The sequence below is a fragment of the Streptomyces sp. NPDC002911 genome, assembly GCF_053591835.1.
In genome coordinates, this window is sequence record NZ_JBSFUO010000012.1 from 1 (window position 1) to 26285 (window position 26285).

General features: G+C 67.7%; 22 protein-coding genes and 2 pseudogenes. 12 read left to right on the top strand and 12 right to left on the bottom strand.

Annotated elements, in window-relative coordinates; all coding sequences use genetic code 11:
- Positions 1–168 precede the first annotated feature (168 nt).
- Together ACWD04_RS19665 and ACWD04_RS19670 are read left to right on the top strand one after the other, a co-directional pair.
- Positions 169–1665, top strand: a complete 1497-nt coding sequence (locus ACWD04_RS19665) for a S8 family peptidase (protein ID WP_451133546.1) — start codon at positions 169–171, stop codon at positions 1663–1665.
- Between the two features lie 1113 nt (positions 1666–2778).
- Positions 2779–3126: a hypothetical protein gene (locus ACWD04_RS19670; RefSeq protein WP_451133548.1), complete on the top strand. Its 348-nt coding sequence runs from the start codon at positions 2779–2781 to the stop codon at positions 3124–3126.
- Between the two features lie 338 nt (positions 3127–3464).
- Here ACWD04_RS19670 and ACWD04_RS19675 read toward each other — a convergent pair whose 3' ends face one another.
- Positions 3465–3746: a hypothetical protein gene (locus ACWD04_RS19675; protein WP_451133550.1), complete on the bottom strand. Its 282-nt coding sequence runs from the start codon at positions 3744–3746 to the stop codon at positions 3465–3467.
- Positions 3747–4013: 267 nt separating this feature from the next.
- Here ACWD04_RS19675 and ACWD04_RS19680 point away from each other — a divergent pair, with 267 nt between their 5' ends.
- Positions 4014–4808: a helix-turn-helix domain-containing protein gene (locus ACWD04_RS19680; protein WP_451133552.1), complete on the top strand. Its 795-nt coding sequence runs from the start codon at positions 4014–4016 to the stop codon at positions 4806–4808.
- Positions 4809–4910: 102 nt separating this feature from the next.
- On the opposite strand, the pseudogene ACWD04_RS19685 reads toward ACWD04_RS19680, so the two are convergent.
- From ACWD04_RS19685 to ACWD04_RS19695, 3 genes and pseudogenes are all read right to left on the bottom strand, one after another.
- Positions 4911–5182, bottom strand: a pseudogene (locus tag ACWD04_RS19685) (restriction endonuclease); the annotation flags it as partial.
- Positions 5183–5733: 551 nt separating this feature from the next.
- Positions 5734–6189, bottom strand: coding sequence for a hypothetical protein (locus tag ACWD04_RS19690; protein ID WP_451133554.1), 456 nt, complete (start codon positions 6187–6189; stop codon positions 5734–5736).
- A 315-nt stretch (positions 6190–6504) separates the two neighbouring features.
- Positions 6505–7647, bottom strand: coding sequence for a hypothetical protein (locus ACWD04_RS19695; RefSeq protein ID WP_451133556.1), 1143 nt, complete (start codon positions 7645–7647; stop codon positions 6505–6507).
- Positions 7648–7940: 293 nt separating this feature from the next.
- Between ACWD04_RS19695 and ACWD04_RS19700 the strand changes: the two genes are divergently transcribed.
- Entirely contained in the window at positions 7941–8042 is a 102-nt protein-coding gene (locus ACWD04_RS19700) for a hypothetical protein (RefSeq protein ID WP_451133892.1), read from the top strand.
- A 191-nt stretch (positions 8043–8233) separates the two neighbouring features.
- Here the strand turns inward: ACWD04_RS19700 and ACWD04_RS19705 are convergent, their stop codons facing one another.
- From ACWD04_RS19705 to ACWD04_RS19725, 5 genes are all read right to left on the bottom strand, one after another.
- Positions 8234–9142, bottom strand: a complete 909-nt coding sequence (locus ACWD04_RS19705; RefSeq protein ID WP_451133558.1) for a class I SAM-dependent methyltransferase — start codon at positions 9140–9142, stop codon at positions 8234–8236.
- A 245-nt stretch (positions 9143–9387) separates the two neighbouring features.
- Positions 9388–10482: an NAD(P)-dependent alcohol dehydrogenase gene (locus ACWD04_RS19710; protein ID WP_451133894.1), complete on the bottom strand. Its 1095-nt coding sequence runs from the start codon at positions 10480–10482 to the stop codon at positions 9388–9390.
- Between the two features lie 2 nt (positions 10483–10484).
- Positions 10485–11888 (bottom strand): aldehyde dehydrogenase family protein, encoded by a 1404-nt coding sequence (locus ACWD04_RS19715; RefSeq protein WP_451133560.1) that lies wholly within the window; start codon positions 11886–11888, stop codon positions 10485–10487.
- A gap of 9 nt (positions 11889–11897) precedes the next feature.
- Positions 11898–12662 (bottom strand): (5-formylfuran-3-yl)methyl phosphate synthase, encoded by a 765-nt coding sequence (locus ACWD04_RS19720; protein WP_451133562.1) that lies wholly within the window; start codon positions 12660–12662, stop codon positions 11898–11900.
- Positions 12663–13028: 366 nt separating this feature from the next.
- Positions 13029–13322 carry a DNA glycosylase AlkZ-like family protein gene (locus ACWD04_RS19725; RefSeq protein ID WP_451133564.1) on the bottom strand — a complete coding sequence of 98 codons (294 nt, stop codon included), beginning with the start codon at positions 13320–13322 and terminating at the stop codon, positions 13029–13031.
- A gap of 293 nt (positions 13323–13615) precedes the next feature.
- Between ACWD04_RS19725 and ACWD04_RS19730 the strand changes: the two genes are divergently transcribed.
- Positions 13616–15139, top strand: coding sequence for a catalase (locus ACWD04_RS19730; RefSeq protein ID WP_451133566.1), 1524 nt, complete (start codon positions 13616–13618; stop codon positions 15137–15139).
- A gap of 153 nt (positions 15140–15292) precedes the next feature.
- Here ACWD04_RS19730 and ACWD04_RS19735 read toward each other — a convergent pair whose 3' ends face one another.
- On the bottom strand, positions 15293–15460 hold the full coding sequence (locus ACWD04_RS19735) for an STAS domain-containing protein (RefSeq protein WP_451133568.1): 168 nt from the start codon (positions 15458–15460) through the stop codon (positions 15293–15295).
- 424 nt (positions 15461–15884) lie between these two features.
- Between ACWD04_RS19735 and ACWD04_RS19740 the strand changes: the two genes are divergently transcribed.
- Positions 15885–16382 (top strand): MarR family winged helix-turn-helix transcriptional regulator, encoded by a 498-nt coding sequence (locus ACWD04_RS19740; protein ID WP_451133896.1) that lies wholly within the window; start codon positions 15885–15887, stop codon positions 16380–16382.
- Positions 16383–16409: 27 nt separating this feature from the next.
- Here the strand turns inward: ACWD04_RS19740 and ACWD04_RS19745 are convergent, their stop codons facing one another.
- On the bottom strand, positions 16410–17597 hold the full coding sequence (locus tag ACWD04_RS19745) for a PP2C family protein-serine/threonine phosphatase (protein ID WP_451133570.1): 1188 nt from the start codon (positions 17595–17597) through the stop codon (positions 16410–16412).
- A 267-nt stretch (positions 17598–17864) separates the two neighbouring features.
- Here ACWD04_RS19745 and ACWD04_RS19750 point away from each other — a divergent pair, with 267 nt between their 5' ends.
- From ACWD04_RS19750 to ACWD04_RS19775, 6 genes and pseudogenes are all read left to right on the top strand, one after another.
- Positions 17865–18749: a SigB/SigF/SigG family RNA polymerase sigma factor gene (locus tag ACWD04_RS19750; RefSeq protein WP_451133572.1), complete on the top strand. Its 885-nt coding sequence runs from the start codon at positions 17865–17867 to the stop codon at positions 18747–18749.
- A 1219-nt stretch (positions 18750–19968) separates the two neighbouring features.
- Positions 19969–20814, top strand: a complete 846-nt coding sequence (locus tag ACWD04_RS19755; RefSeq protein ID WP_451133574.1) for an MIP/aquaporin family protein — start codon at positions 19969–19971, stop codon at positions 20812–20814.
- A gap of 26 nt (positions 20815–20840) precedes the next feature.
- Positions 20841–22358 (top strand): glycerol kinase GlpK, encoded by a 1518-nt coding sequence (gene glpK, locus ACWD04_RS19760; RefSeq protein ID WP_451133576.1) that lies wholly within the window; start codon positions 20841–20843, stop codon positions 22356–22358.
- Between the two features lie 76 nt (positions 22359–22434).
- A pseudogene (locus ACWD04_RS19765) lies at positions 22435–22821 on the top strand (VOC family protein); the annotation flags it as partial.
- A gap of 202 nt (positions 22822–23023) precedes the next feature.
- A complete protein-coding gene (locus ACWD04_RS19770; RefSeq protein WP_451133578.1) occupies positions 23024–25255 on the top strand; it encodes an FUSC family protein in 2232 nt (743 codons plus the stop codon).
- 143 nt (positions 25256–25398) lie between these two features.
- Positions 25399–25521 (top strand): hypothetical protein, encoded by a 123-nt coding sequence (locus tag ACWD04_RS19775; RefSeq protein WP_451133580.1) that lies wholly within the window; start codon positions 25399–25401, stop codon positions 25519–25521.
- A gap of 243 nt (positions 25522–25764) precedes the next feature.
- Here ACWD04_RS19775 and ACWD04_RS19780 read toward each other — a convergent pair whose 3' ends face one another.
- The gene (locus ACWD04_RS19780; protein WP_451133581.1) at positions 25765–26214 is read right to left on the bottom strand and encodes a spore-associated protein; all 450 of its coding nucleotides are present in this window, start codon (positions 26212–26214) and stop codon (positions 25765–25767) included.
- Between the last annotated feature and the right edge of the window lie 71 nt (positions 26215–26285).

Consider the following 26285-nt stretch of genomic DNA (forward strand, 5'->3'; position numbering starts at 1 on the left):
CAGACGGCTCGACGGTCTCGACCTCGGTCACGTTGTTGCTGGTCATCGATGCATCTTCCATGATCGGGAGTTACACCGAACGTTTTACAGTCCCGAGACTCTCACGCACCATGACGTGGAAGAGGAGCGAATATGCCCAGGCAGGGAATGAATGAAGGAAACCGCCGCTTGCAGTACGGCGAAGGACGAGGACATCCCGAACTCATCTGCGCGGTGGCGGAGGACGTGGGCGTGGAGATCACGCCATCGGGCGCGTCGTCGGCCCGAGGCGTTGATGTGGCCGGGCTGAATGAGCTGGCGGCTGCACCCGACATCGTCCTGAAGCCACTGTTCGACGCCGACTTGGCACGATTGGGCCGCCAGGCCCAATCGATGCCGCGGGCAGGGGAGTCCGCCGGTCAGGTCGAGGGGAACCTTGGCAGAATGGTGCGCTTCTACCAGGTGGACGCGCCCGAGGACCGGCTTGAGGAGATCGCCGGAAGACTCCGGGGACTCGACGTCATCGAGGCCGCCTACGTCAAGCCGGCTGCCGAACTTGCCCGCGCCGGAACCGAGGCCCGGCCCCGGACACGCTCCTTCTCCAAGGCTGAGGAGCACAAGGAAACGCCCATCAACGACATGGCCCCCATTGGCCCGGACGCACCGTCGATGACACCCGACTACACGGTCCGCCAAATCTATCTGGGCCCGGGCCCGGCTGGCATCGACTCCCGCCACGCCTGGCAGCAGCCCGGCGGCACAGGGCACGGGGTCCGAGTGATCGACTGCGAATGGGGTTGGCGCTTCGGGCACGAGGACCTGCTCCAGAACCAGGGGGGTGTCATCGCGGGAAACAACAGCACCGACACCAATCACGGCACCGCTGTCCTCGGCGAGATCAGCGGTGACATGAACGGGTTCGGCATCACCGGTATCGCGCCCGACGCGGTGATCAGCGCCTCGTCGTTCTCCCTGCCGACCGCGACCGCCATCCGGGCCGCCGCTGACCGACTGGGTCCCGGGGACATCCTTCTCCTGGAGATTCACAGGCCGGGTCCACGGGCCACCGGGACAGGCCAGCAGGGGTTCATCGCGGTCGAGTGGTGGCCGGATGACTTCCTTGCCATCCGGTATGCCACGGACAAAGGCGTGGTCGTCGTCGAAGCCGCTGGCAATGGCGCGGAGAACCTCGACGACCCGGTGTACGACAGGTCCCCCAGCTTCCCCCTGTGGTGGACCAACCCGTTTCGGCGCAACCTGCTCGACTCCGGTGCCGTCATAGTCGGCGCCGGCGCTCCCCCGCCCGGCACTCACAGCGCGGACTGGGGCCCCGACCGTTCCCGCCTCGACTTCTCCAACTTCGGCTCGTGCGTTGACGCGCAGGGTTGGGGCCGAGAGGTCACCACGACGGGATACGGCGACCTGCAAGCGGGAGGGAATCCCGACTTCTGGTACACCGACAGGTTCAGCGGGACTTCGAGTGCGTCCCCGATCGTCGTTGGCGCTGTCGCATGCGTACAGGGCGTGCTGAAGGCGAGCGACCGTGTTCCGCTGGACGGGTGGCAGACCCGTAAAGCGCTGAGGAACACCGGCTGGCCTCAGCAGGACGCGCCCGGACGCCCGGCCACCCAGCGGATCGGGAACCGGCCCGACCTGAGTCAGCTGATTCCGGCCGCGCTGGCATGATCGCCGGCGACCGCCGACGACAGTCGGCGCTGCGTGGCCAGAGCTAACAGCAACTCATTTTCCACCAGCACCGTGTCCTATGTGGGGACTGCCCATTGGTCCGGTCAGGGGGCGGGGTGCGTGACCCCGACCGTCTTCGAGGGGGACGCCGGCGCCTCCAGCCGTCTCCACTCGAGGTCACAGGGCTGTGACTGGACAGGCGCGTTGGCGGATTGTCACGCATGTTGGCGCAGCCGCCGGAGTGACTGGGCGCTCAAGTTCGCGGGCACAGCACGCACGCCAGGACCTGCTGCCTCGGCGACCAAGTCATGACCACCGTGCAGGGCTGGCGTCTCCTGCGAAAGGTCCGCTGCAGCACCAACCGGATCGCTGACCCCGTGAAGGCCACCGTCGCCCTTCATCAAGCCTCAAGCTGAGGTCGGAAAAGGCTCTCAACGTCTTTGCGCACTATGCGGTGCCGTATCCTGCGGTGGGACAGCCATCGCCGCTGCCTCGCTGGACCACTGCAGTAGTAGCCCATGTGGCGTGTAGCTGCCCGGGCTTGCGCCGGCCGCCGGGGAATACCAGATCAAAGGTATGCCCTGCACGAGCGGTGTCAGAGTCTGGGCCGACGGCCGGTTCGCTCCCGCACTGCGGAGGTCGTGCGCGACTTCCGGAGGCAGGGAGACTCGTCGTCGACGGCGTCCTCGGGCCGCAGACCTGCCCCGTCTCCTCAGCTGAACCCGCCGCATTGCGCCGCATTCGGCGCGGCGTGACGATAGAGGAAAGGGCCTGTTCCCAGCGGCAGTCCGCCACCTGACCGGTGTCGTGCCGTGATTGCGGCGGACCGTCCGCTCCGAGCTTCCCCGAACCCCTGAACAGGCGAATCGGAGGACGACGGACATGACGGAAGAAGAGCGCTTCACTGTTCCGGTGAGCAGGAGAGAAGACCTTGGAGCCTCGGGTGACGAGAAATCCCAGGACCGCAAAACGAACGTCACGGTGCGCCGGCCCTACCAGACGGGTCAGGTCCCTGATGTGCTCGTCGAACGCGAGGGCCGCGAGGGTGTACGTCCGGCTCCTGGCCGGACCACGAGGTCCGGGAAGAGTTGAGGGCCGGAGGGAGATGCCACGATGTTGCAGTATCTGAACCGGTGCCCGTTCACGGTTTCGGTGGCCATCATGCGGTTCACCCCCGGTTGCCCGGACGGCGGCGACTGGACGAAAGAAGGCTGGTGGAACATCCCACCGGGCGGCTCCAAGATTCCGTACGGCGGTGATCTGGACGACGTGAGCGTCTGGTGGTGCGACTTCATCATGGGCGGTGGGAAGGTGTGGCCGGGCTCGGGGATCACCCGCGCCCTGCCGTTGCGGGAGTTCAGCTGGTGTGAATGGACGGCCAGCACCGACTCCTTCGACGCCGACATGTTCCTGTACAACGTGGACAGCAACAACGACCAGATCTTCGACATCGCCCCCTGACCCGGCGCTGCCGCAGTACCGCCCGTGGCTGTACCAGCCGTCCAGTACCGGCGCGGGTGTCGAACTGCCAGTCGTCACCCCACATATGGACCTCGCCCGCCCTCCCTCGCCCGCCCTCCCGTTCCCGCCGAACGCAGGTCCGGCGGGAACCTGCCAAGTCCTTCTTCACTTCGGCGTCGAAGCCGAAAATCCGGACGTGACGCTGCGGCGCCCGGTGGAGGGCGTCCGAGAGGGCGCTTGTGCGGGGTGAACTGGGCGGCCACCGCGTTCATCCAAGCGGTGGCCGGCCGACGATGGCCTCCTCCTGCATGAGGGGAGGCCACCGGCGCGCTATGTGCTCAGCGATTGGTCCACAAGTTCCACACCCAGGGCCAGGCGGAGCCCTCGGCGCACTGATAACGGTCCCAGTGTCCACGATCGATGCCCTGTTGGCCGGCGGTCTGGCAGCCGCCCAGGGTCATGTACTTGCCGCGGTGGATGTTGAGGCTGTCGGCCGCCTGGACTGCGGCCACCCGATGGGATGCCGAGCCGGGTGCCGCGACGGCAGGCGCCGCCGCGCCCAGGCCGAGCCCGACCACGGCGATCGCTGCGTAAGCGGACAGTGCGGTGCGTACACGCATGGTGAAGGTCCTTTCGGTAGGGGTTCGAAGTTGGGTCCGTGCGACATCCGCCGACACGGCCACGACCACCGGCACGCTCACCCTTGGGGGTGATCTGCTCAGCCGGTACGCCGAGTTTGCGCAGGAAGCTGCGCCTTCACAACCAGATCCCGCTTGCTTCACTGATGTCGGGATAAATACCATCCTGACCTGCTGGGACGCACCCGTCCCGGGACATGGGACAGCCGGCGGGACGCCGTTGCCCCGCCAACGGAGAGGGCCATTTCGATGACCGGCCAACGGCCCGACCACGGCGCGACAGCACGGAAGCTGGGGCAGGCGCTGCGGAGCCTGCAACAGCAATCAGGGAGCACACTGCGCAGCCTCGAGACCCAGGTGCGTATCAGCGACTCGTCTCTCTCCCGCTACTTCCGCGGCGAAACCGTGCCTGCCTGGCCCGTGGTGAGGGACCTGTGCCACGCGCTGGGAGCAGATCCTGCCGAGTACCGCGCCCTGTGGGAAGCTACCGCCCAGCCCCCGCCCGACGAAGCAGTCACCACCGCCGACGCTGCCAGTCCGTCACGCTCGCCCGGCGTGGCCCGGTGGCACCGATGGCGCAAACCTCCGCCCAGCCGTGGAGCCATCGCCGCGGCCGCTGCCACGGCGGGTGGACTCGTGGCGGTGGGGCTCCTGTTGCTCCTACTCCCCCCACAGGGCGTGCCCGGTACCGCGCCCGCGGCACAGGACGGCGCAGACAGGAGCAGCGATGCAGGTGTTCTCGTCCACAACGTCGAGAAGGCATGCCAGGAACCACGCACAACGGAATGCGCACTCTCCCTGGCCTACAACCCCTACCGCCCCTATGTCACTGCCAACTCAGCCGACCGTGTCTGGCACCACGATCTGCTCGATGCCCGCTGCACCATCGCCAACGGCATCACTGTCACCGACGAGAACCACAAGCACACCAGCATCTGGATCCAGGTCACGCGAAACGGAAAACACCTCTGGCTCCCCGGAATCCGTGTCCACCCCGACAACCTGAACCAGCTCACCACCGCCCTGCCCCCATGCCCCCCTTGAGCGCCCATGTCGCCTCAATACGGCAGCAACCCTCCACACGACGCAGACGGCAGAACACACCAGCAGGCATCCGGCTGCCCCCTGTTCCCCCACCCCGGCCCGTCACGGCAGCGCTGTTGGCCTGCGGGGCGGTGGTACCGCGCGCAGGAGCTCCCACAGGGGACGGGACCCGTCGGCCCAGGCGGCCAGGGTGTGGCGGTCGATGAATTCGCCCAGGTGGACGGGCCGGCCGGTGCCGTGCAGGTCGGGGATCCGATGGCAACTCCCGCGTGACCCGCGCTGCGGTGTTCGCACTGGATGAGCCAGTGACGGCCGAAGGCTTCGGTGGCCTTCACATCCGCCCCGTGGTCGCCCACGCCGCCGGCCTGGACCGCCTCAGGTGACGGGGGGTCACGTCTGGCGACGCAAGTTCGCGGCCGCACGATCAACGATCGCCGCAGCCCTGGGAGCCTTGCTCGCGCCGAGAGACGGACGTTGCCGCCCGGGCATCTCCCCCGGGCGGCAACTGCGGGAGTATCGGGCGCCTCAGGGTGTACCCGTCAGCGGAGTGGCCAGGGCCTTGGTTTGCCGACTTGCCGCCGATGGTGCCGCTGACCGCGATGCAGGTTTCCGGCCATCGGCGTACACGGGTCGGCATAAATCGTGTAGTAGCCGTCGTCGACGTCGCCGACCCCCTTCAGCGGTGCGAGTGATCCACGCTTCCTTCCAGAACGCCGCGCCTGGGACGTTGCGCACTGCAACGGCACAGATCTTGTTGACCGCCCCGTTCCAGAAGAGAGATAGGGTGCCGGAGTTACCGATGGCCGCCGATTCGACGACGCTATAACCTGCCCCGCACAGACCGTTACGCGAGGCGTTGCGCAGTCGCGGGGAGCGCCAGCATCCCGGCACTCGCCAGGGCCAGCGCGCCAGCGACATGCCCTTATTACCCGTCCGCCGCCTCGGCAGCGGGCCGGGACGTGGCGGAGGCCAAGGTGCCGCAGTGCCCTGGGCCGGAATGCCCGGCCCAGGATCCCACCTGGCCGTTGAAGGACACGCAGGTACCAGGCGCGTGCAGATAGACCGGACCCGCGTACTGGGTGTAGTCCCCCTCGTCCCACACGCCGGCGCCGTCGCTCTCCCTGAAGAGACCCACATACATGAACTGCCGCGAGCCACCGGACTTGGGGACGGTGTAAGCGCAGTTCTCTCCTGTCGCGCTGCTGTAGTAAAGATAGGTGTAGCCGGTATTGAACTCCAGGGTGTCGATCTTGGTTCCGGCGCAGACAGCGGCAGCATGCGCGGCGCTCGCACCACCCGCGACCAGTCCCCCGGTACACAGGGCCAATATGGCGGCGGCAGCCGCCGTCCGCTGTGCGGACTCTCTCAACAGGAAGCGCACGTTGATCTCCTTCTGTGGAGATGGGCCATACCTGAACCAGATCAGAGTGTGCTGGCAGATAGGCAGAAAACAATTCGAAAACGCGTCAAACCGCTCTTTGCGGTTCCGTAAAGGACACTCGGCCTGACCGTGGCGTTGCCGGGAGGTCGCGCCTACACCCGGATCAACTCTCCTCCGGGTCTGCGCTCGAGTGCCTGCCGTGAGGCACACGCCAGACAGACCGGCGCCGATCACGCCGCCCCGGGGGGGGAAGTGTTCAGGTGGTCGCCCGATCGGGTTGCCGCTGGATGTGACGTCAGATGTGCTCCGCAGGAGTCAGCCGTGCAGCAGTTCCAGTCGGCGCTGAACTGCAGCGATCGCCCCAGGTCGCCGACCAGGCACATGACCGCGCAGCGCGACCAGGGGCGGGCCGAGTTCTTGAGCGCGTCGCGGATCCCGGAGCTCCTGCCACTGGTGGTGTGCACGGTCGACGGCATCTACGACTGCGGGATCGTCCGGGAGTTGCTGCCGCGCGAGGCGAGCATCGGCTGCGGACATCCACAGCTCGCAGCTTCGCGCTGGATCTCCGGCGAGACGTGCGAGGTCGGCCCGAATCTCGAGCCAGTGAATCGTCTGCGCGGAGCCGGCGCCGTAGGTGCGCAGCGCCCATTCTTCCCACATGGATGCGAGTGCCACGGCCTCGCTGTGTCGTCCGGCGTGGGCCGCGGCGAGGATCGCGGGCAGCGGATCGTCTGGTTCCGTTTGCTGGGGGCCCCGGCTCGGTGCCGGGCCGGCTGATGGTGCGGGAGTGGCGAGGGGCGTGATGTCGATGGCCAGGTGCAGTGCGTCGCCGGAACCGGCCTGCACCCCAACTTGAGCGATGGCCTGCTCATGAAGTTGAGCGAGCGGCGGATTGCTTCCACTGCGCCAGGTGGTGGCGATGGTCTTCAGGTAGGCCGGCTCTACGGTTCGGCGGCGTGGCGGCTGCGGGGCTACACGGCCGTACAGGCGTATCCCGTGGCCGATCGTGAGGCCGTCGTCACGGATGTGCTGCCAGGTGTCCGGGGTGGCGATCAGGTCGGCGACGACGGTGGTGGTGCCGGGTTTGCGTGGTTTTAGTTCCCCTGCCAGCCAGTGCCAGGGGAGGGCGGAATAGCGCAGGGTGGCCGGTGTGGTGCGGGCCAGGGCGAAATGGACCAGGTGCTGCTTGGTATCGAGGTGGAGCTGCCCGACCAGGAAGAGGGTAAGCGGACCGGGCGTGGTGGCCGCGGCGCGGATACGGGTGAGGACGGTCTGCGGGTCGATCGGATCGGCGAGTTCGACGATGGTCCCCGCCGTGGTGCCGGTCAAGATGCTGGGGGGGACGGCTGCGAGCGCGGGCAGGACACTCGTCGCATTGATGAAGCCGCTTCTTCCTGCCGGGGAAGCTGCGAGGAGCAGCGCGGTCCCCGGTGCTGTGTTCTCCACTGTGATCACCACATCAGCACGGTAACCCGTGCTCCCGGGGTGGATTACCAATCAGCCGGGAGTACGCAAGGGGCGGGCCTCAACGTTTTGGCCCCTCCTCGCCGACCAGTCACATATGTACTCGTTCTTACAGGGACCACCTCGTACTCCACCACCGTGTCGAAGTAATCGAGTCGACGGTCTCGGTCCCACGGACCGCTATCAGGTCACGAAAGTGGCGCCTGCTCTTCGCCATCGCCTCGATGGGCGGCACGGGCACCTCGGGCGTGCAGGCTGCCTACGGCCGGCTGTGATCGTGGCGTTCGATCGCGGGGCTCAGCGGCGCCCCGGTGGGCGCGAGCGCGGAGGAGGCGTGTCGCCATGCCCGGCAGAGCACATGGTTCGACTTCGAAGCCGATGCGGACTGATTTCCAGAACCAGTCGGTTCCGACTCCGGCATAGCCGCCCTCTCCCCGGCTGCCGTCGACTCGCCGTGCTGGCGGCGACGGACACCGACTGGAGCGACCGCTTCCCGACGCGAACCTTTCCGGAGCTGGTCCGACCCCAGCTGTAGAACTGGTGGCGGCCGGAGGTCATTACGGGCCGCCTGACGGCAGCGTTACGGCTGGGGCTTCTTCGCGAACACCCACCGGTTACCCGCGAGCGCGTCGTTCGGCTCGGGGAGCGGACCGCGTCCGTGCCGACGAGTGAAGTCGAAGGGGGTGTGAACCGATGTGGACCAGCCTTGGCTCGCCAGATCACCTGCGGAGTCGGGCCGCGGCTGTGCGTCGAACAGGTCGAGCAGGTCGATGCCGAGCTGGTGTTTCGTCGAGGTATAGAGGGGGCTGTCACGATATTCCAAGAGGTTTTTCTCGAGCTTGACCTCGAATGCCAGCGCACTTCCCCCCGTGCTCAACCTGTCCACCGTGTCGATGAGGTAGGTTTCGGCGGCAGCGGGCAGGTAGAACAGTAATCCCTCAGCCAGCCAGACGCTTGGTGCGGCGGCGTCGAAGCCGGCGTCGGTGAGCGCTGCGACCCAGTCGGCTCGCAGATCGATCGGGATCGGTATCCGAGTCGCTTTCGGGGTGGCCGACGTGCCGCTCAGCACTTTGTGCTTGAACGCAAGCACGCCCTCCCTGTCGATCTCGAAGATCACGCAGCCGGGGGGCCAGTCGAGTCGGTACGCCCGTGAGTCCAGTCCCGCCCCGAGCAGGACCACTTGGCGTGCGGCAGCTGTGCGCACCGACTGGATGAGGAAGTCGTCGAGGACTCGAGTGCGCAGACCGAAGTAGCGTGCGAATCGACCCCACAGGGGGTTCGCGTCCCCGTCCGGAACCTGTTGTATGCGCACCGGCCAGGCCGCGGACGCCGGTGCGGCACGTACGAAGTGTTCTGCGTATACGTCCCGTGCCAGGCTGTCGGGGCGGTGGGTCTCGATCGCTCGGGCTGCGGCGACCATGAGACCGGTCAGACCGACGCCGCCCTCCACCCCTTCCACATCGGTGTTCTGCTGTGCTGTGTCGGCCATGTGTACTCCCTTGGTGCGGGTAGGGACATGAGCGTGCTTGATGAACTGATGAATCTGTGGTGAAGGCACGGCTCCACAGCTTCGGGGTCCTGTTCCCGGGGCCGTACGCGGTGGGGGGCCAACTCTGCGGCCACCGGCTTTGTTCAGCGGCCTGATCAGTCCGGTCGGCCCGGCGTGGGTCATCTCGCCGCCCGGGCCGGCCCTGGCGGGGCGCGGTGTCCGTGGCTGTGGGGTGAGTGCTTTGCTCATCGGCATGGAACCAGGACGGGTTTGACCACAAGGCCCGCGTCACAGTCGCGTTCGGCCTCGTTGATGTCGGTGAGCGGGTATGTTCGGAGCAGCTGGTCGAAGGGGAACAGCCCGGCCTGCCACAGTGCGGTCAGCCGGGGAATCAGCAGTGCCGGCACCGCGTCCCCCTCGCAGATGTGGGAGATCCTCCGGCCTCGGTCCAGTGCCCCCGGATGGAGCGGGAGCGTGGTGTGGATGCGTGCTACCAGGCCGAGGTGACCGGTTGGACGCAAGGCCTGGAGCGCGTCGTTGATCAGCTCGGCGGAACCCGTGGTGTCCAGTGCGTACTGTGCTCCGCCGTCGGTCAGTTGCTGGATGCGGCCGGGCAGGCCGGGCGATGAGGCGTGGAGCGGGATCGCGTGGAGTCGTTCGGCGAGGGCCAGCCGTTCGGGATGCCGGTCGATGGCCACGGTCACCGCTCCGGCGGCGGTGGCCGCCATCACCGCTGCCAGGCCTACCGCTCCCGCGCCGAAGACGGCGATGGTGTCGCCGGGGCCGGCGCCGAAGGTGTTGAGGACCGCTCCGGCGCCGGTGAGGAAGCCGCAGCCGAGCGGTCCGAGCAGTTCGACGGGCAGGGAGGTATCGACCCTGACGGCATTGCGGGCCAAGACGATCGCGTACTCGGCGAACGAGGACTGGCCGAACCACCGGGGGGCCAGTTCGCCTCCGGCCGCGTCGGTGAAGCGTCCCGCGTTCTCCCTGCGTCCTCCGAAGAGGTTGAGGGAGGCGAAGGAGTCGCAGTAGGCGGGGGCCGCGCCCGTGCAGTTGCGGCAGTGTCCGCAGGAGTCGAAGCTCAGCACGACATGGTCGCCGACGTTCAGGCCGGTGTCCGGGCCGCCCGTCTCCACCACGGCCCCGGCCCCCTCATGACCGAGCACTGCCGGCAGCGGGGTGCGCCCTGCCGAACGCCGGACCGCGAGGTCGGTCCGGCACATCCCGCAGCCCGCGATCCTGACGAGGATCTCGCCGTCGGCCGGCCCCGCGTTCAGGATCACCTCCTCGACGGCGAACCGGTTTTCGTACGAGCGCAGCACCGCCGCACCGAACCTCATCGTCATGCCTCCTTCGGACGGTGCACGACGAACGGCCTCAGGTTCCCGTAGAGCCCCCAGGGTCCGCCCGTGACGCCGACACCGCTTTCCTTGGTACCCGCGAAGGGCTGCGCGAGGGACAGTTCGGCGTGGTGGTTGATCCAGGCTGTCCCGCACTCCAGCCGGCCGACGACCGCCTCGGCCCGGTCGAGGTCGCTTCCCCATACCGAACCGCCCAGTCCGAAGCCGGTGTTGTTGGCCGCCTCGACGGCTTCGTCGAGGCTTCCGTACGGCAGCACCGGCAGGACGGGGCCGAACTGCTCTTCTGTCACCACCGGGCTGCGGGAGGGGACATCAGCAAGGATGGTGGGGGCGAAAAAATAGCCCGGCCGGTCCAGTCGGTGGCCACCAGCCGCGACTCGGGCACCGTCCGCGAGGGCCTGGGTGGTGCAGTGTTCGACCCGGGCCAGTTGGGGGGCGTTGTTGACCGGCCCCAGCTCCGAGTCCGAGTTGAGGCCGGCTCCTACGACTACGGTCTTCGCGCGCTGCGCGAGGGCTTCGACCACCTGTGAGTAGAGGCGGGCCGGGGCGTAGACGCGTTTGACCGCCATGCAGACCTGCCCGCAGTTGCGGAACGCCGCCCAGAACAGGCGTTCCGTGATCCGCTCCACATCCACGTCCTCCAGCAGGATCGCGGCATCGTTCCCGCCCAGCTCCAGGGTGACCCGGGCGAGCGAGGCCGCCGCGCCCGTGGCGACGGCCCGTCCGGTGGGAACGGAACCGGTGAACGTCACATGGCGGATCCCGGGATGCGATGCGAGACGAGCACCGAGAGGCTCGCGGCCGGTGACGACCGTCAGTACGTCCTCAGGCAGGGCGGTGGAGATGACGGACCCCAGCAGTTTCGTGGCCAGGGGTGTGAACGGCGACGGTTTGAGCACCATCGTGTTGCCCGCGGCGAGAGCGGGCGCGAACTTCGCCGACGCGAGCTGGAGTGGGAAGTTCCACGGGACGATCGCGGCGACGGGCCCCAGCGGCCGCCAGTGGATTTCGCTGTGTACCGGTCGGCCGTCCGTGATGAGCTGGGAACCAGGGGTCAGCTCGGCGAAGTAGCGTAGACGGGCTGCCGTGCGGGCGATCTCGGCGTACGACTCGGACAGGGGTTTGCCCTGTTCACGGGTAAGCAGCGGGGCGAGGTCGGCCCCGGCCGTCTCGACAGCGTCGGCTGCCCTGAGCAACGCGCTGGTACGGGTGGCGGGGTCGGACCGCCAGCTGCGCCAGGCCTCGTGGGCCCGTTCTACGACGGCGTCCAATTCGTCCGGCTGCTGGTCGGGAACCTCGTCGAAGGTCTCGCCCGTTGCCGGATCGAGCACGGAGAGACATTCGCCGGGGGTCCCGGGCGGCCGACTGGGCGGGCGTGTAGGCATACCTGACGGTCAATTCGCAGCGGGGGAAGCGGGCGCGGCAGCCAGGTGTTCCCGGGTATGCCGGTTCATCTCCGCCCGGAAAGCGGCGATCAGTTGTGGCTGGATCCTTCCGGCGTTGCGGTCGCCCCTCTCGCAGACCGCTCCGCGTACTCCCACGATGTCTGTGCCGATACGGGTCAGCGCGCCGAGGTCTGCCGCCCTGATGCTGCCCGCGAGAGCGGCGAGCAGATCAGCGTCATGGGCCAACTGGACGAATTGCGCGCACAGGTCGGGCGACAGATGGTCGAACAGCCGTGTTCCGTCCTTGATCGCGGTGTCGAGCATGGCGGCGTCAGCACCGGAACAGCGTGCGATGTCGGGCAGCGCGAGTGGGTTGACGCATCCGATCCGGTGAGCGTCGGCGTAGCCGGACGCGACGACGAGCGCGTCCGGCCGGTGGTCCTTCACTGCCCGGACCACGCCTTGCATGACGTCGATGGCCTGTTGGGGCGTCGTGCATCCGTAGAGGCCGACCTTGATGTACGTAGCTCCGGAGACAACTGCACCGAGCGCCGCCTGAGCCACCGTGCCGGGCTTGTACGGTACGTCTCCCACGGTCGCGGAGACCGGCTTGTCCGCCGGGACCGCGGCACGGATCTCCCTGATGACCCACGGGAAGTTCGCACCGAGCGAGCCCTCGTCGGGCTTCTTGACATCGACGATATCGAGGTGCTCGGCCGCTTTCGCGCAGTCAAGGGCTTCCTCCACACCATCTGGAGAGATGAGCAGCAACAACGTGGTTCCTTCCACCGTATGTTCACCCGCCGAAGGAATAGGGCGAGTGTGCGCGGAACTGTTCGGATCACGTGCGGTCCGATCATGATTACCGGAACCTGCGGTCACCGGCAGGGCGTACGGAGTACCGAACGAATCATTGCCATGAGGAGTCCACGCCCTCCTGGCGCGCCGTCCCACGCCGGTTCGGACCACCTGCGAGCAGGTGCCATGAAGACCCGCCGGTGCCTACGAACAATCTTGGTAACCACAGTGGTCACCGACGGTGGTGTCCGGGGTCCGGTCCCCTGGTGGTGCTACGTCACGGTTCGCCACAAACAGACCACAGACCCACCACCCGTTCAGACCCCACAGGCCCCGGGCCGGCTACGGCGGGGGCGGTCGCCATCGGTGGACCGGCCCGGCCCACCGTCGAACAACCAGACACAGAACCGGAGGAAGAAGCCCCAGGAGCGCCGCGGCGCCACTCGGCCGACGGGAACCTGAGGATATGCGTTCCTCGCATCGTTGCGAGTCGTGTCGAATCACTCGCCGTAGGTCCTCGAGCGCCGCGTCGAGATCTTCGGGTGCAAAGTCCTGCACTCGGTTCCACAGCGCCAGGTACGGGGACGCCGGTGTCTGCACCTGCAGAGCGAAGACCCTGCGGACCGCCTCCTCCACACGGATGCTCCGGCGTGCTCATGGCGGATCATGCCGGGCTACGCAGTCGCCGAGGTGCGGTCGCCGAAAGGGCGGAGGTGGAGGCGAGAGCCATCGCTTCCGATGGCCCGTTCGCCCAGGTTTAACTATGTTGATACCGGTTACTGGTGCGGCGATGTCTGAAGAACGGGAAGACACGGCTGACGGAGACATCTCATGGGTCTGCGTCCGCTCTCGCTGTTGATGAGCCGACCCGTGTCCGTAGCCCCGACCGACGTTCCGCATACACACCCCACGACGAAGGGGAAACGAAAGTGACCGACACGTCGCACGAACCGACCACGATGGACTCCGGCGCCCCCGTGGAAAGCGATGAACATTCGCTCACCGTCGGCCCAGCGGGGCCGATTCTGCTGCAGGACTCCTACCTGATCGAGCAGATGGCCCAGTTCAACCGGGAGCGAATCCCCGAGCGCCAGCCGCACGCCAAGGGCAGCGGCGCCTTCGGGCATTTCGAGGTGACCGGAGACGTCAGCGGCTACACCAAGGCAGCACTCTTCCAGCCCGGAACGACGACCGACATGGTCATCCGGTTCTCCACCGTCGCCGGCGAGCGCGGAAGCCCGGACACCTGGCGCGACCCGCGCGGCTTCGCGGTGAAGTTCTACACCAGCGAAGGCAACTACGACATGGTGGGCAACAACACCCCCGTGTTCTTCGTGAAGGACCCGATGAAGTTCCAGCACTTCATCCGGTCCCAGAAGCGCCGTGCGGACAACAACCTCCGCGACCACGACATGCAGTGGGACTTCTGGACCCTCTCCCCCGAGTCCGCCCATCAGGTCACCTGGCTGATGGGTGACCGTGGCATCCCGCGCACCTGGCGTCACATGAACGGCTACACCTCCCACACGTACATGTGGATCAACTCGAAGGGCGAGCGCTCCTGGGTGAAGTACCACTTCAAGACGGACCAGGGTGTCGAGACGTTCACCCAGCACGAGGCCGACCAGATGGCGTCGGCCGACACCGATTACCACATGCGTGACCTCTTCGAGCACATCCGTGACGGCGACTTCCCGAGTTGGACGCTGTACGTACAGGTCATGCCGTACGCGGACGCAGTGGACTACCGGTTCAATCCGTTCGACCTGACCAAGGTGTGGCCGCACGGAGACTATCCGCTGATCAAGGTGGGGCGGATGACCCTGGACCGCAATCCCACCGACAACCACGCCGAGATCGAGCAGGCAGCGTTCCAGCCGAACAACCTGGTTCCCGGCATCGGCCCGAGCCCTGACCGCATGTTGCTGGCACGTCTGTTCTCGTACGCGGACGCACACCGCTACCGCATCGGAGCCAACTACCAGCAGCTCCCCGTCAACGCTCCGGTCGTGCCCGTGCACACGTACTCCAAGGACGGGGCGATGGCGTATCGGAAGACCACCGATCCCGTCTATGCCCCGAACTCGAAGGGCGGCCCGGCCGCCGACACCGACCGTTACGGGAACCCGCCGAGCTGGCACACCGACGGAGACATCACCCGTGCGGCGTATGTCTCCCATGCAGAGGACGACGACTGGGGTCAGCCCGGCACCATGGTGCGCGAGGTCCTCGACGACGCGGCACGGGACCGGCTGGTGAACAACGTCGTCGGCCATCTGCTCAACGGCGTGACCGAGCCCGTGCTCCGACGGGCTTTCGAGTACTGGTCGAACATCGACAAAGCGATCGGCGAGCGTATCGAGCAAGGGGTGCGCGCCAAGGCCGACGAAAGGGACCCCAAGGCCTCGGAGCAGGGCAACCCCGCGCGTCGGTCCATGCAGGACAAGGCCTGATCACCAGGCGTCCACCACCCCGGGCCCCTGAACCCTTGTCCGCGAAGTGCCGCGCTGCGCCCCGGCCCGGGGGCGCAGCGCGGGCTGCCTTCGAGAAATCTGGACCTGACGGGTCCCGTCGCTCCGGTGTGGCGCCGGTCGCCGCAATACGGGTCAGCCCAGGAGTCTCGCGAGGTGTGGTGGTGCGGCGGCCAAGGACCGGGAACCCTGCCGGCCCTTGCCAGACCGCAGGATGCCGATCACCGTGGTGAGGCCGGAGGAGTCGAAGAATTCCACGGGCTCCAGATCGATGATCAGGTGTGGCCTGCCCAGCCTGATCAATTCCCGAGCCCTGGTACGTAAGGGGCACGCTGTCGACGTCGATCTCGCCGGCGATGGTGAGGACGGCGATCGAATCCGTCGGTTGCCGGACGGTGAGGGCGAGGCTCGGCCGTCGCGTCACGGATGTCAGTGCTCCAGGCCGGGGTGCGATCGCGGCCAAAGCGACGGTGACCGCGGAAGATCACGTAAAGGATGCCGACCGCGGGGTCATACCCTACGACAACTGTTGCTGTGCAGAAACTTTACGAGGCCGACGGTGACCTCAGGAACCGTTGCGGACGGAGGTACGATATTCAGGGCCACACGCGTGTCCCGGAACCTTTGCCCTGGCTGTCCATGCGAGCGCATCCGATACCCGGCTTGTTTGCCCGGTCCGGTGGCCAGACGGACGAGTGAGGCGATGCCGGATCGGAGTGTCATCGATATGGGCCTGAACCCCGAACCCGACCACAGGTCCCGGGATGCGGCCCGTGAGGGTTCCGAGTTCGTCGAACTTCTGGAAGTCCTCTGGGAACACGGACGTGAGGCCGTGCCGACCGGTCCGGTATCTCCCTCCCAGCTCCGAGTGTTGTACACCCTGGACCGGGAGGAGGGCATCAATCTGCGCATGCTCGCCGAGGCCCTGGGATCGGCCTCCCCCTCGGTAAGCAGACTGTGCGACCGACTGCAGGCGACAGGATTCGTGGAGCGCGCCCCCAGCCCGGTGAGCCGTCGGGAGCTGGAGCTCCGGTTGACCAGCCACGGCAAGGCGTACCTCGTCGACCTGCGCACGCGCAGGGAAGAGGTACTCATGTCGACGATCGACGCCATGCCGGCCAAGGCGCGGCGTTCGCTCCTCGAAGGGCTCAGGGCTTTCCGCGGCGCGGCTGCGGCCTCCGGGCAGGACAGCAGCGGGGCGAGACCCTTGCGGTCGACCGGATAGAGCCACTCGCCCGCTCGCCCGCCCAGGTCACGCGTACGCGTCACCGGCGGAGGCACGCCGACCGAACCAGTCCAGGCAGACCACCAGGGCGTCATCGTCCAGCGGCGTGGTACCCCGGTGGTCCCTCAGGTCGCGGAGTACCGCCAGCGGCACCTGCTCGGACGGCAGGAAGCGGTGCGCGGACAGCGACCGCGCGAGGCCGCGCTGCCCGTAGCACTCCCCCGCCGCCGACGCGCTGTCGTAGACACCGTCGCTGCCGATCAGCAGCCGGTCGCCGGGTTCGACGCGCAGGTGCTCCGCGACGTACTCCGTCTCTTCGAACATGCCCAGCGGGAGCTGCGCGTCGAAGTCAAGGGACTCGACGCTGCGGCCCCTCAGCCGCCACATCCGTGGGGATCCCGCGTCCACTGCCTCCACCTCACCCGTCGCCAGGTCGAAGCGCAGCAGCAGGACCGACGCGTGCAGTGCGCCACGGTACTGGGTGTAGACGGCCTGGTCGGCGAGACTGGCCTGGCCGGCGAGGTCGAGACCGGCCCGCCGGGCATTGCGCAGTGCGTTGACGACGAGATTGGTCAACAGGGCCGCCTCCATCCCTTTGCCCATGCCATTGGTGACGGTGAGCGTGAGGTGATGGGCCGACACCGACCAGTCGAAGTTGTCACCGAAGATCGCGTAAGCGGGCTCCAGATGGGCACCCAGGGAGAATTCGGGGCACGCAACGGAGCGGCCGGGCAGCAACTGCCACTGCATCTCCGCGGCAAGGGTCAGCCGTGTGGCGCGGCGGGCGAGGAGGTAGAGGTCGGTATCGCGTTCGGCTACCAGGATCTCATGGCCGAGCGCCTCGCAGATCTGCTGCATCTCAGCCAGGTCCGCCCGGGAGCACCTACCCTCCGGCGCTGTGACGGTGAGGACACCGAGCCGGTCACCACGGACGGTCACCGGCAGGTGCGCGGTCACCGGGCCCGGCGTGATCCGCGGCTCCACATACGGCTCCTGGGCGCCGAAGGCTCGCCCCTGCGGGCTGCCATGAACGTGCACCGGTTCGGCGAGCGGCGCCTCGGACACCACCTGGAGCGTGGTCATGCCGTAGTCGGCGAGCCGCAGCTCCACACTCTGCACGCCGCAGTGCTCCCGCAGAGCCGCCGTGACGACGTCGAGGAGCAGATGGGGTGCGGCCTTGCGCAGCTCCCGCTCGACCGCAGCGAATCTGTCCACGTGATCCTGCTTCTCCATCGTGCCGCGCCGAGACCCGGGCCGTCTTCGGGCCCCGGCATTCGGCCCCCAGCGTACGGGCCTGAACCCGGGCCAGCTCGGCACGCCCCGAAAGGTCGCACCGGTGGCCGGGGCTGCTCATCTTACGATGTCCCGAGACAACTGTTTCCACACAGCAAGAAAATGCGCCGTACGGTGCATGGGGCCTCCGATGCGGGGCAAGGGCTCGGAAGGAAGCGCGCTCAGTACCAGGGAGGGTGGGAACAAGAAGTGATTGCTGAACAGACTGCCGAGGACGTACCGGCTGATGAGCTGTCGGCTGCGGAGGCCTTGCCGTCGCGCGTCGGTGAGCTGCCCTGGATCGAGGACGCGGGCAAGGTGACGCCGAAGGACGCCCGCGCCCTGTCGAAGCTGTTCTTCGAGCAGTTGCAGGTTCTCGAGGAGGGCACGCACGAGTACCAGTACGCGCGGAACACCCTCATCGAGATGAACATCTCCCTGGTCCGGTTCGCCGCCCGCCGCTTCCGTAACCGGGGCAGCGGCGACATGGAGGACATCACCCAGGTGGGAACCATCGGCCTCATCAAGGCCATCGATCGGTTCGAGCTCTCGCGGGAGGTTGAGTTCGCCACCTTCGCCGTCCCCTACATCGTCGGCGAGATCAAGCGTTTCTTCCGTGACACCACCTGGGCCGTCCACGTCCCCCGACGGCTGCAGGAGCTCCGCGTGGAACTGGCGAAGGCCAAGGACGAACTCGCGACCCACCTGGACCGTGACCCGACGGTGAAGGAGCTGGCAGCCCACTTGGAGCTCACCGAGGACGAGGTCACCGAAGGGATCATCGCCTCGAACGGCTACACCGCCGGATCGCTGAGCCTGCCGGCCGACACCGGGGAGACGACGAGCGCGGCGTCCCGTACTTTCGCCGACGTCCTGGGTGAGCCGGACTCCGCCATCGAGACGGTGGAGAACCTGCACGCCTTGGCCCCGCTCCTGGAAGAGCTCGACGACCGCGAGCGCCGCATCATCGAGATGCGCTTCGGTCAGGAGATGACCCAGTCCCAGATCGGCGCCGCACTCGACGTCTCCCAGATGCACGTGTCCCGTCTGCTCACGCGCACCCTCGGGAAGCTCCGGGCAGGCATGTTGGCCTGATCAGCCCGGCCCGCCCCCTGTCCTCACATCGAAGCGCGAGAACGAGCATGGACATGTAAAAAACAGTCCATGGGCGTCGCCAACCGTCCGGACCCGACCCTGTGCTTGGGGCGGGCTCCGACCGGGCCTCCGTCTCGTGAATTCTCCCGCCGTCTGGAGGCTTCGGAGATGGCCGTACACAAAAACCTGGGCTCTTTCGCGCATTAGGGGGCTTGTTCGGAGGGTGCACGGCGGCGCAGTCGCCACCCGGTCAGCCAGGAGGAGGCGGGGATTCTCTTCGCGCGAGCCTTGGGAGGCCGCGCCGAAGAACCGGCTCCGTGCGGTCGTGGCCGCCATGGTGGAGCCGGGGACGCTTGTGCTTCCGGACGCGGGCACGACGACCGCGCGCGTCGCTGCGCACCTTGCCGAGCGGGCCCCGCTGATGGTGGCAGTTCTCAGCCCGCAGGCCACGGTGCGCCTGGCCGACCGGCCGTGAATCGATCTGCCGACCGTCGGGCGCCTGTCCCGTCCCGTCGAACGATCTCTGGTCGACCCCCTTGGCCTGCGCACGCTCGAGGCCCTGACCTTGAGCTGTTTCGTGCTGTCCCTCGGCGGTGCGCACGCCGAGTACGGGTGGTCGGAGTCCAGGCTTGGTCGCATCCGCCGCCGCGATCGTTCGGACGGCACCCGACAGGGCAGCCCGTTCGACGGCCGTGCAGTCCAGTGAGGGATCCCGGCGCGCATCCCAACGGCCCAGCGATGTTGACGGCCCTTCGCGACGTCTGCGTCCCGTCCTGGCCTGCTCGACGGCAACGTGCCCGCGGACGCAGTCCGCAAGGAGGCAGCCGAGGGGACCGGGCTCATCATCGCCCCCGAGCCGGCCTCCTGCGTCTGCATGAGTCCTGGGTCCATCACCGAATGTCTGCACTTCGGATCGCCGCCGAGGGAGAGCACATCGAGCCCCTGGAACTCCCGATCGAGAGGGACCTGACGAAGATCCGCAGCGGGGACATCGCCGACGCGGCGCTGCTCCAGTGAGCCGTCCTCGACGGGCCTTTTCCGGCGCCCCGGCACACTCATGGCGTGATGCCCGGCGCCATTCCCCAGGCCGGTGGGGAGCCGGACCACGCTCATCCGATTCATCCTGATATGCGCCCTTCGGCGAGCCGTCCTAGCCTGACAGATATTGCTCGGGCACCGGGCAGTCGACAGCCGGTCAGCCGGCGGAGGGCGAGCTTCCATGGCGAAACGGCGTATGGGATCCGGAATGCTGGGCGAGTTGTCGGCCGAGTTCGCGGGCACGATGGTCCTCATCCTCTTCGGCTGCGGCGTGGTGGCCCAGGTGGTGGCCGGCGGGGCTTTGACGGATCCGCCCGGCGGCCTCGGAGACCACGACAGCATCGCCTGGGCGTGGGGGCTGGGCGTCACCCTGGGTGTCTACGTGGCGGCACGGCTGAGCGGCGCCCATCTCAATCCCGCCGTAACCCTCGCACTCGCCGCTTACAAGGGGTTCCCGTGGCTCAAGGTGGCACCCTACGCACTGGCCCAGACGGCCGGCGCTTTCGTGGCTGCGCTCCTTGTCCGCTGGAACTACAGCGAGGCACTGGCGAAGGCCGACCCCGGACACACCGTCAAGACGCAGACGGTGTTCTCCACCCTCCCCGCCAACGGCAACCCAGCTCTGCCGGTCCACGAATGGGGTGCGTTCCGCGACCAGGTCATCGGCACCGCCATCCTGCTGCTGTTGATCATGGCCATCACCGACCTGCTGAACACACCGCCGGGCTCGAACCTGGCCCCGTTCGTCATCGGCCTGGTAGTGGTCGCGATCGGGATGGCATGGGGAACCAACGCGGGTTATGCGATCAACCCGGCCCGTGACTTCGGCCCCCGCCTGGCGAGCTTCATCACCGGGTACGGCGGAGCGTGGAGAGATCAGTACGGAAATCTCTACTTCTGGGTCCCGATCGTCGGCCCGCTCATCGGCTGCCTGCTCGGCGCGGGCCTGTACAAGGCGTTGGTCGGCCGGTTCCTGCCTACCGCGGAACCCGAGCCACCGGGGCGCGTCCCGGCACCCGAGGACTGACCGCACCGGCCGGAAGGTGGCACATCATGGCGGACTTCATCGGCGCGGTGGATCAAGGAACCACCAGCACCCGATTCATGATCTTCGACCACGGCGGCAACGAAGTCGCCAAGCACCAACTGGAGCACGCCCAGATTCTCCCCCGCTCGGGCTGGGTGGAGCACGATCCGGTGGAGATCTGGGAGCGCACCAATTCGGTGATGCAGAACGCCCTCCGGTACGGCGGTCTGGCTCCGGGGGACCTGGCGGCGATTGGAATCACCAACCAGCGCGAGACCACGGTGATCTGGGACCCGCGCAGCGGGCGGCCCTATTACAACGCCATCGTGTGGCAGGACACCCGCACCGACGCCATCGCGGCGGACCTCGAACGCACGGGCCGCGGCGAAGTCATCCGCCGCAAGGCCGGACTGCCGCCGGCGACCTATTTCTCCGCCGGCAAGATCCAGTGGATCCTCGAGAACGTCGACGGCGTACGGGAGGCCGCCGAGAGGGGCCACGCCCTTTTCGGCAACACGGACGCTTGGGTGCTGTGGAACCTGACCGGCGGTCCCGACGGCGGCATCCACGCCACCGACGTGACCAACGCGAGCCGCACCATGCTGATGGACCTGGTGACCCTCGACTGGGACGACGAGCTGCTGAGCTTCTTCGGCATCCCCCGGGCGATGCTCCCCACCATCAATCCCTCCTCGCATCCGGACGCCTTCGGTTCCACTCGCACCTCCCGTCCACTGCGCGCGGCCATTCCCATCGGCGGGGTCCTCGGCGACCAGCAGGCGGCCACCGTAGGACAGGTCTGCTTCGCACCCGGGGAGGCCAAGAACACCTACGGCACAGGCAACTTCCTCCTGCTCAACACCGGCACGGAACTGGTCCGCTCCGAGCACGGTCTCCTCACCACGGTGGCGTACCGGTTCGGTGACAGCCCAGTGGTCTACGCGCTGGAAGGTTCCATCGCCGTGACCGGCTCCGCGGTGCAGTGGCTGCGCGATCAGATGAAGATCATCAAGACTGCGGGCGAGAGCGAGGCCCTCGCCCGCAGCGTCAGCGACAACGGCGGCATGTACTTCGTCCCCGCGTTCTCGGGTCTGTTCGCCCCCTACTGGCGCTCCGACGCCCGAGGAGCAATCGTCGGGCTCGCCCGGTACAACGACAACGCCCACCTGGCACGGGCAACCCTGGAAGCCATCTGCTACCAGAGCCGTGACGTCGTCGAAGCCATGGAGCAGGACTCCGGCGTCCACCTCGACGTCCTCAAGGTAGACGGCGGGGTCACCGCCAACGACCTCTGCATGCAGATCCAGGCCGACGTCCTCGGCGTCCCGGTCAGCCGTCCCGCCGTCGCGGAAACCACCGCTCTCGGCGCCGCCTACGCGGCAGGGCTGGCAACCGGCTTCTGGCAGGACACCGACGAACTGCGCACCCATTGGCACGAGTCCGAACGGTGGTCGCCGCAGTGGTCGGCCGACCAGCGCGCGGAGGGCTACGCAGGCTGGAAGAGGGCCGTGGAACGTACCCTCGGCTGGGTCCACGTCCCGTAGGCCGCCGCGGCGGTACCGTCTGTTCAGCACGACGGACCCTCCGCAGCCGTACAGCGCGTCGGATAAGGTCGCCGCCATGCTGCGACTCGGGATCCCCGTCATCGGTGTCTCGGACGTCCCCCACGCGGTGGCCTTCTGGACCGCGGCTATGCACCTGGTCGCCACCGACGAGTGGCACAGCGGAACATGGCGGACGCTCAATCACGCCGACGGCTCCGGCCGGGCCCTCGGCCTGATGCACAGCACCTCGCCCGCCGAGCCACGACCCCGTCTCCACCTGGACCTCTTCACGGATACGGCGGAGGAACAACAAGCTGAGGTCCGGCGACTGGTGGGTCTCGGTGCGCGGACCGTGGACTGGCACCTCTACCCGCCGGAACCGGATTTCGTCGTTCTCGCCGATCCGGACGGCACCGTCTTCTGTGTGGTGGACCTGAGCCACGCACCCAGCGGGGGTGACCAAGCCGGCGCCCTGATGGACCGCGCATGCCCTCGGGCAGCTTCCGGGCACCTCGCGTCGGGCACCGGGCCCGTGTGGCGCCCGCCATGGACCTGCATTCGTCCTCGCGATTCCTGTCGTGCAATGCTGAACAGCACGTCAGACTTGGCGGGTAAGCGAAAGAAAGCGCAGGGTGAGGGCAGTGCGGCGGCGGGGCGGGGCCATCATGTGGGATCGGTTCGCGGCGTCCGATCCAGGACTGCTGCGGCTAACGGCGGGGCTGCGGACCGTCTCGGCGGTCGCGCTCACCCTCGGAGTCCTGGCCCCCTTCGGCACCGATGTCACCCATATGGTCGCCGGTGCGATGACAGCGATGACCGCCACCTTCGCGATCAAGGACACACTCGTACGCGATCAGGCGGTCACCCTCGCTCTGGGCCTGCCGGTCGCGCTCGTCGCGACGTCGTTGGGTGCGCTGCTGGCCTCTCAGGTCATCCTGGGTGACCTGTTTTTCGTGGCCCTCATCTTCGGAGCCGTCTACTGCCGGCGCTTCGGTGATCGTGGGACCGCGCTGGGCCTCATCGGCTTCCAGATCTACTTCCTCTCGCTGTTCGTCGGAGCGGCGACGACTACCCTGCCGGCGCTCTGCCTGGCTCTTTGCGTCGGGTTCGGCTGCAGTGCGGTGGTGCGATTCGCCGTCGTCCCGGAAACGCCCCCACGCGTCCTGGCACGACTGCGCGATGCCTTCCGGACGCGGGTCGCCCAGCTCATCTCCATGCAGATCGAGCTGCTCGACGCCGAACCCGGGCAGTTGGAGAGAGTGCTCGACGACCTGCGGCGGCGCACCGCGCGACTGCATGAGACCGCTCTGATGATCCAGGGCCGTCTGGAGGAGGGCACACAGGACACCGACAAGGCGGCGCTGCTGCAACGCCGGGTCGCGGACGCCGAGATCGCCACGGAACGGTTGGGCATGCTGCTGCTGAACGCCCGCAGCGCCGAGCGTGCGGACACCCTCACGCTTCATCTGCCGCACGCGCCCGTACCGCTGACCGGGGACTGGAGGCCTGCCGATGACGACGCGACCATAGCCCTGCGCCGGGACCTGAAGGCTCTGCACCTCCTGGTCATCAGGCCGGCGTCGAACGACGAAGGCACGGCGGTGGCCCACATCCGCAACAGACTGCTCGGCTATCGCGACGAGGAGAGGCTTCCGCCCGCGCCCGCCGGCATCCAGGACGCCTTCCGCGGCATCGGCGAGGCCGCCCGGTCCGTGCTGGGTCTGCGACTCGCACTGGACGGGCCTCAGGACGAGTCCGACGACTCGCCGGCGACCACCCGTTCCCGCGAGGAGTTCGACGCGGAGGACATCGCGCTCGCCTCTTCCGAAGAGCCCGAGGACGAGGAGCGCACCGGCTTCCAGCGGCCCACCACGAGGGCGGCCTTCCAGGTGTCGGTGGGCTCGGTCCTGGCCATCATCGGCGGTGAGCTCCTGTCCACCCAACGCTGGTACTGGGCCGTCCTCACGTGCTGGGTGGTCTTCCTCAACACCGCCTCAACCGGCGAGATTCTGGTGAAGGGCTACCGTCGGCTCCTGGGCACCCTTCTGGGCGCCGTGGCCGGTGTCGCGCTGGCCGGACTGGTCGGTGACCATACCTGGGTCGCGTTCGCGCTGGTCCTCGTCTTCATCTTCGCGATGTTCTTCACCGCTCCGCTGTCGTACGCGCTCATGTCCTTCTTCGTCACGGCCATGCTGAGCATGCTCTACACCCTGCTGAACTCGTACAGCTTCGATGTGCTGGTGCTGCGCATCGAGGAGACCGCGATCGGCGCCGCGTGCGGTGTCATCGCCGCCGTACTGGTGTTGCCGGTGCACACCGACCGGCGTACCGACGAACTTCTGGGCACGGTCCTGGACAGGCTGGGCGACGTCGCGTCCGCATCGGTGGAGCAGCTCAGCGGCGGGCCTGCGTCCGATTTGCTGGGGAAGGCCCGCAGCTTGGACACGGCACTGGACGAACTGCGGGATTCCACCAAACCGTTGACCTACCCGATCACTCCGCTGCGCGGCCGACGGCAGACCGTCCGCTATCTGGTGGCGCTGCTGGAGACATGCGCCTACCACGCCCGCGCGCTCGCGGCGACGGCCGAGCTCGTGCCGCACAGCAAGACCGTCGCGGCGGATCCGCGGCTGCATCGGGCCGGGCAGCGTATCGCCCACAACATCGAGGTACTTGCCGCGTATGTGGAGGACGAGCGGGCGCGGGGCGAGGTCCGGTCGGGTGCCAGTATCGTCTCGACGTTGCGGGACGAAGGATCAGGCACCCTGCCGTCCGGGTCGGTGGCCTCCCGCGTGCTGCGTCACCTGCAGCGACTCGACGAGGGAGTGGTCGGTCTTGCCCGCCCCTTGGACGTGCCGGTAGCCGAGCGTGCCGGGGCGAAGGCGGTACGCGGCTGAACGGCTCGGGTACTGCTCCGGCGCCCCGGACCGCTTCTCCACGACCGGCGAACAGGGCAGCCAGATCGTCGCCCTTCGCGAGCGGGCCCCCGGCCTCCGAGGTTCGCCGGTGGAGATACTCTGCTGAAGGAAGGCTGCTCCCCGTGCCCGATGCGGTCGACGCCGACGGCATCGCCCGCTGGCACGTGCCCCTCCCTCCCGACAGCCATCGCGCGGTCACCCTCTTATACGAACTGCCGGCGAGCGTCAAGGTCACCGGGCTGTGAAACTGAACGGTCCGCCGCACTGCGAGCGGACCTCGCGCCGAGGTGCGCGCTCGTCCGCCGGATGCGGTGGCTCTCACGGTTCTTCCTCGAGACTGGATCCGCCGTGGCAGGCCGGCTCGCTACAAGTTCCCGCGCCACCTGCCGCTCCCGCACGCCCTGGCGATGACTCTGCACCGGTCAGGTGGGCAAGCTGGACTGCGGGCGACGGTGGCGCGGGAACTCATGGCCGAGGGACGAAGCGGATCACTTGATGGTGGTCCGGCGAACCTCCTTCAAGGCTGCGCAGTTGGTGTTCTCCACCGACACGTACACGTTGGCGATATTGCCGCCCCAGCTCACGCAGTAGCCCTTGCCGTAGGCGTAGGCCGGCCCCGCGTACGACGTGAAGTTTCCTGAGTCGTCGGCCCACTGGTCGGTGGCGGGAACGTAGATGTACGTCGACATGGACGTGGCCGCGCCCGGGCTGGAGCGAATGGTCGCGACGCAGTTCTTGCCGTTCGAGGAGTTGTACGTCAGGTAGACGGTACCCAGCGAGCCGACGGGCACCGAGTTCACGGTTTTGTAGCCACTGCCGCAGACGCCCTGGGGTGTGACGTCGGGCGCGGCGGAGGCGGTAGTGGCGAAGGCGGTCGTGGCACCCATCACCAGTGCGGTCAACGCACCGGCAGCCGCAATGGAACGCGCGTTTCTCATATATCCCCCTTGTATCCCTGAGAGCGGTTTGCTCCTACTTGATGGGACCGCCGATCATCCCCGATGGTTGT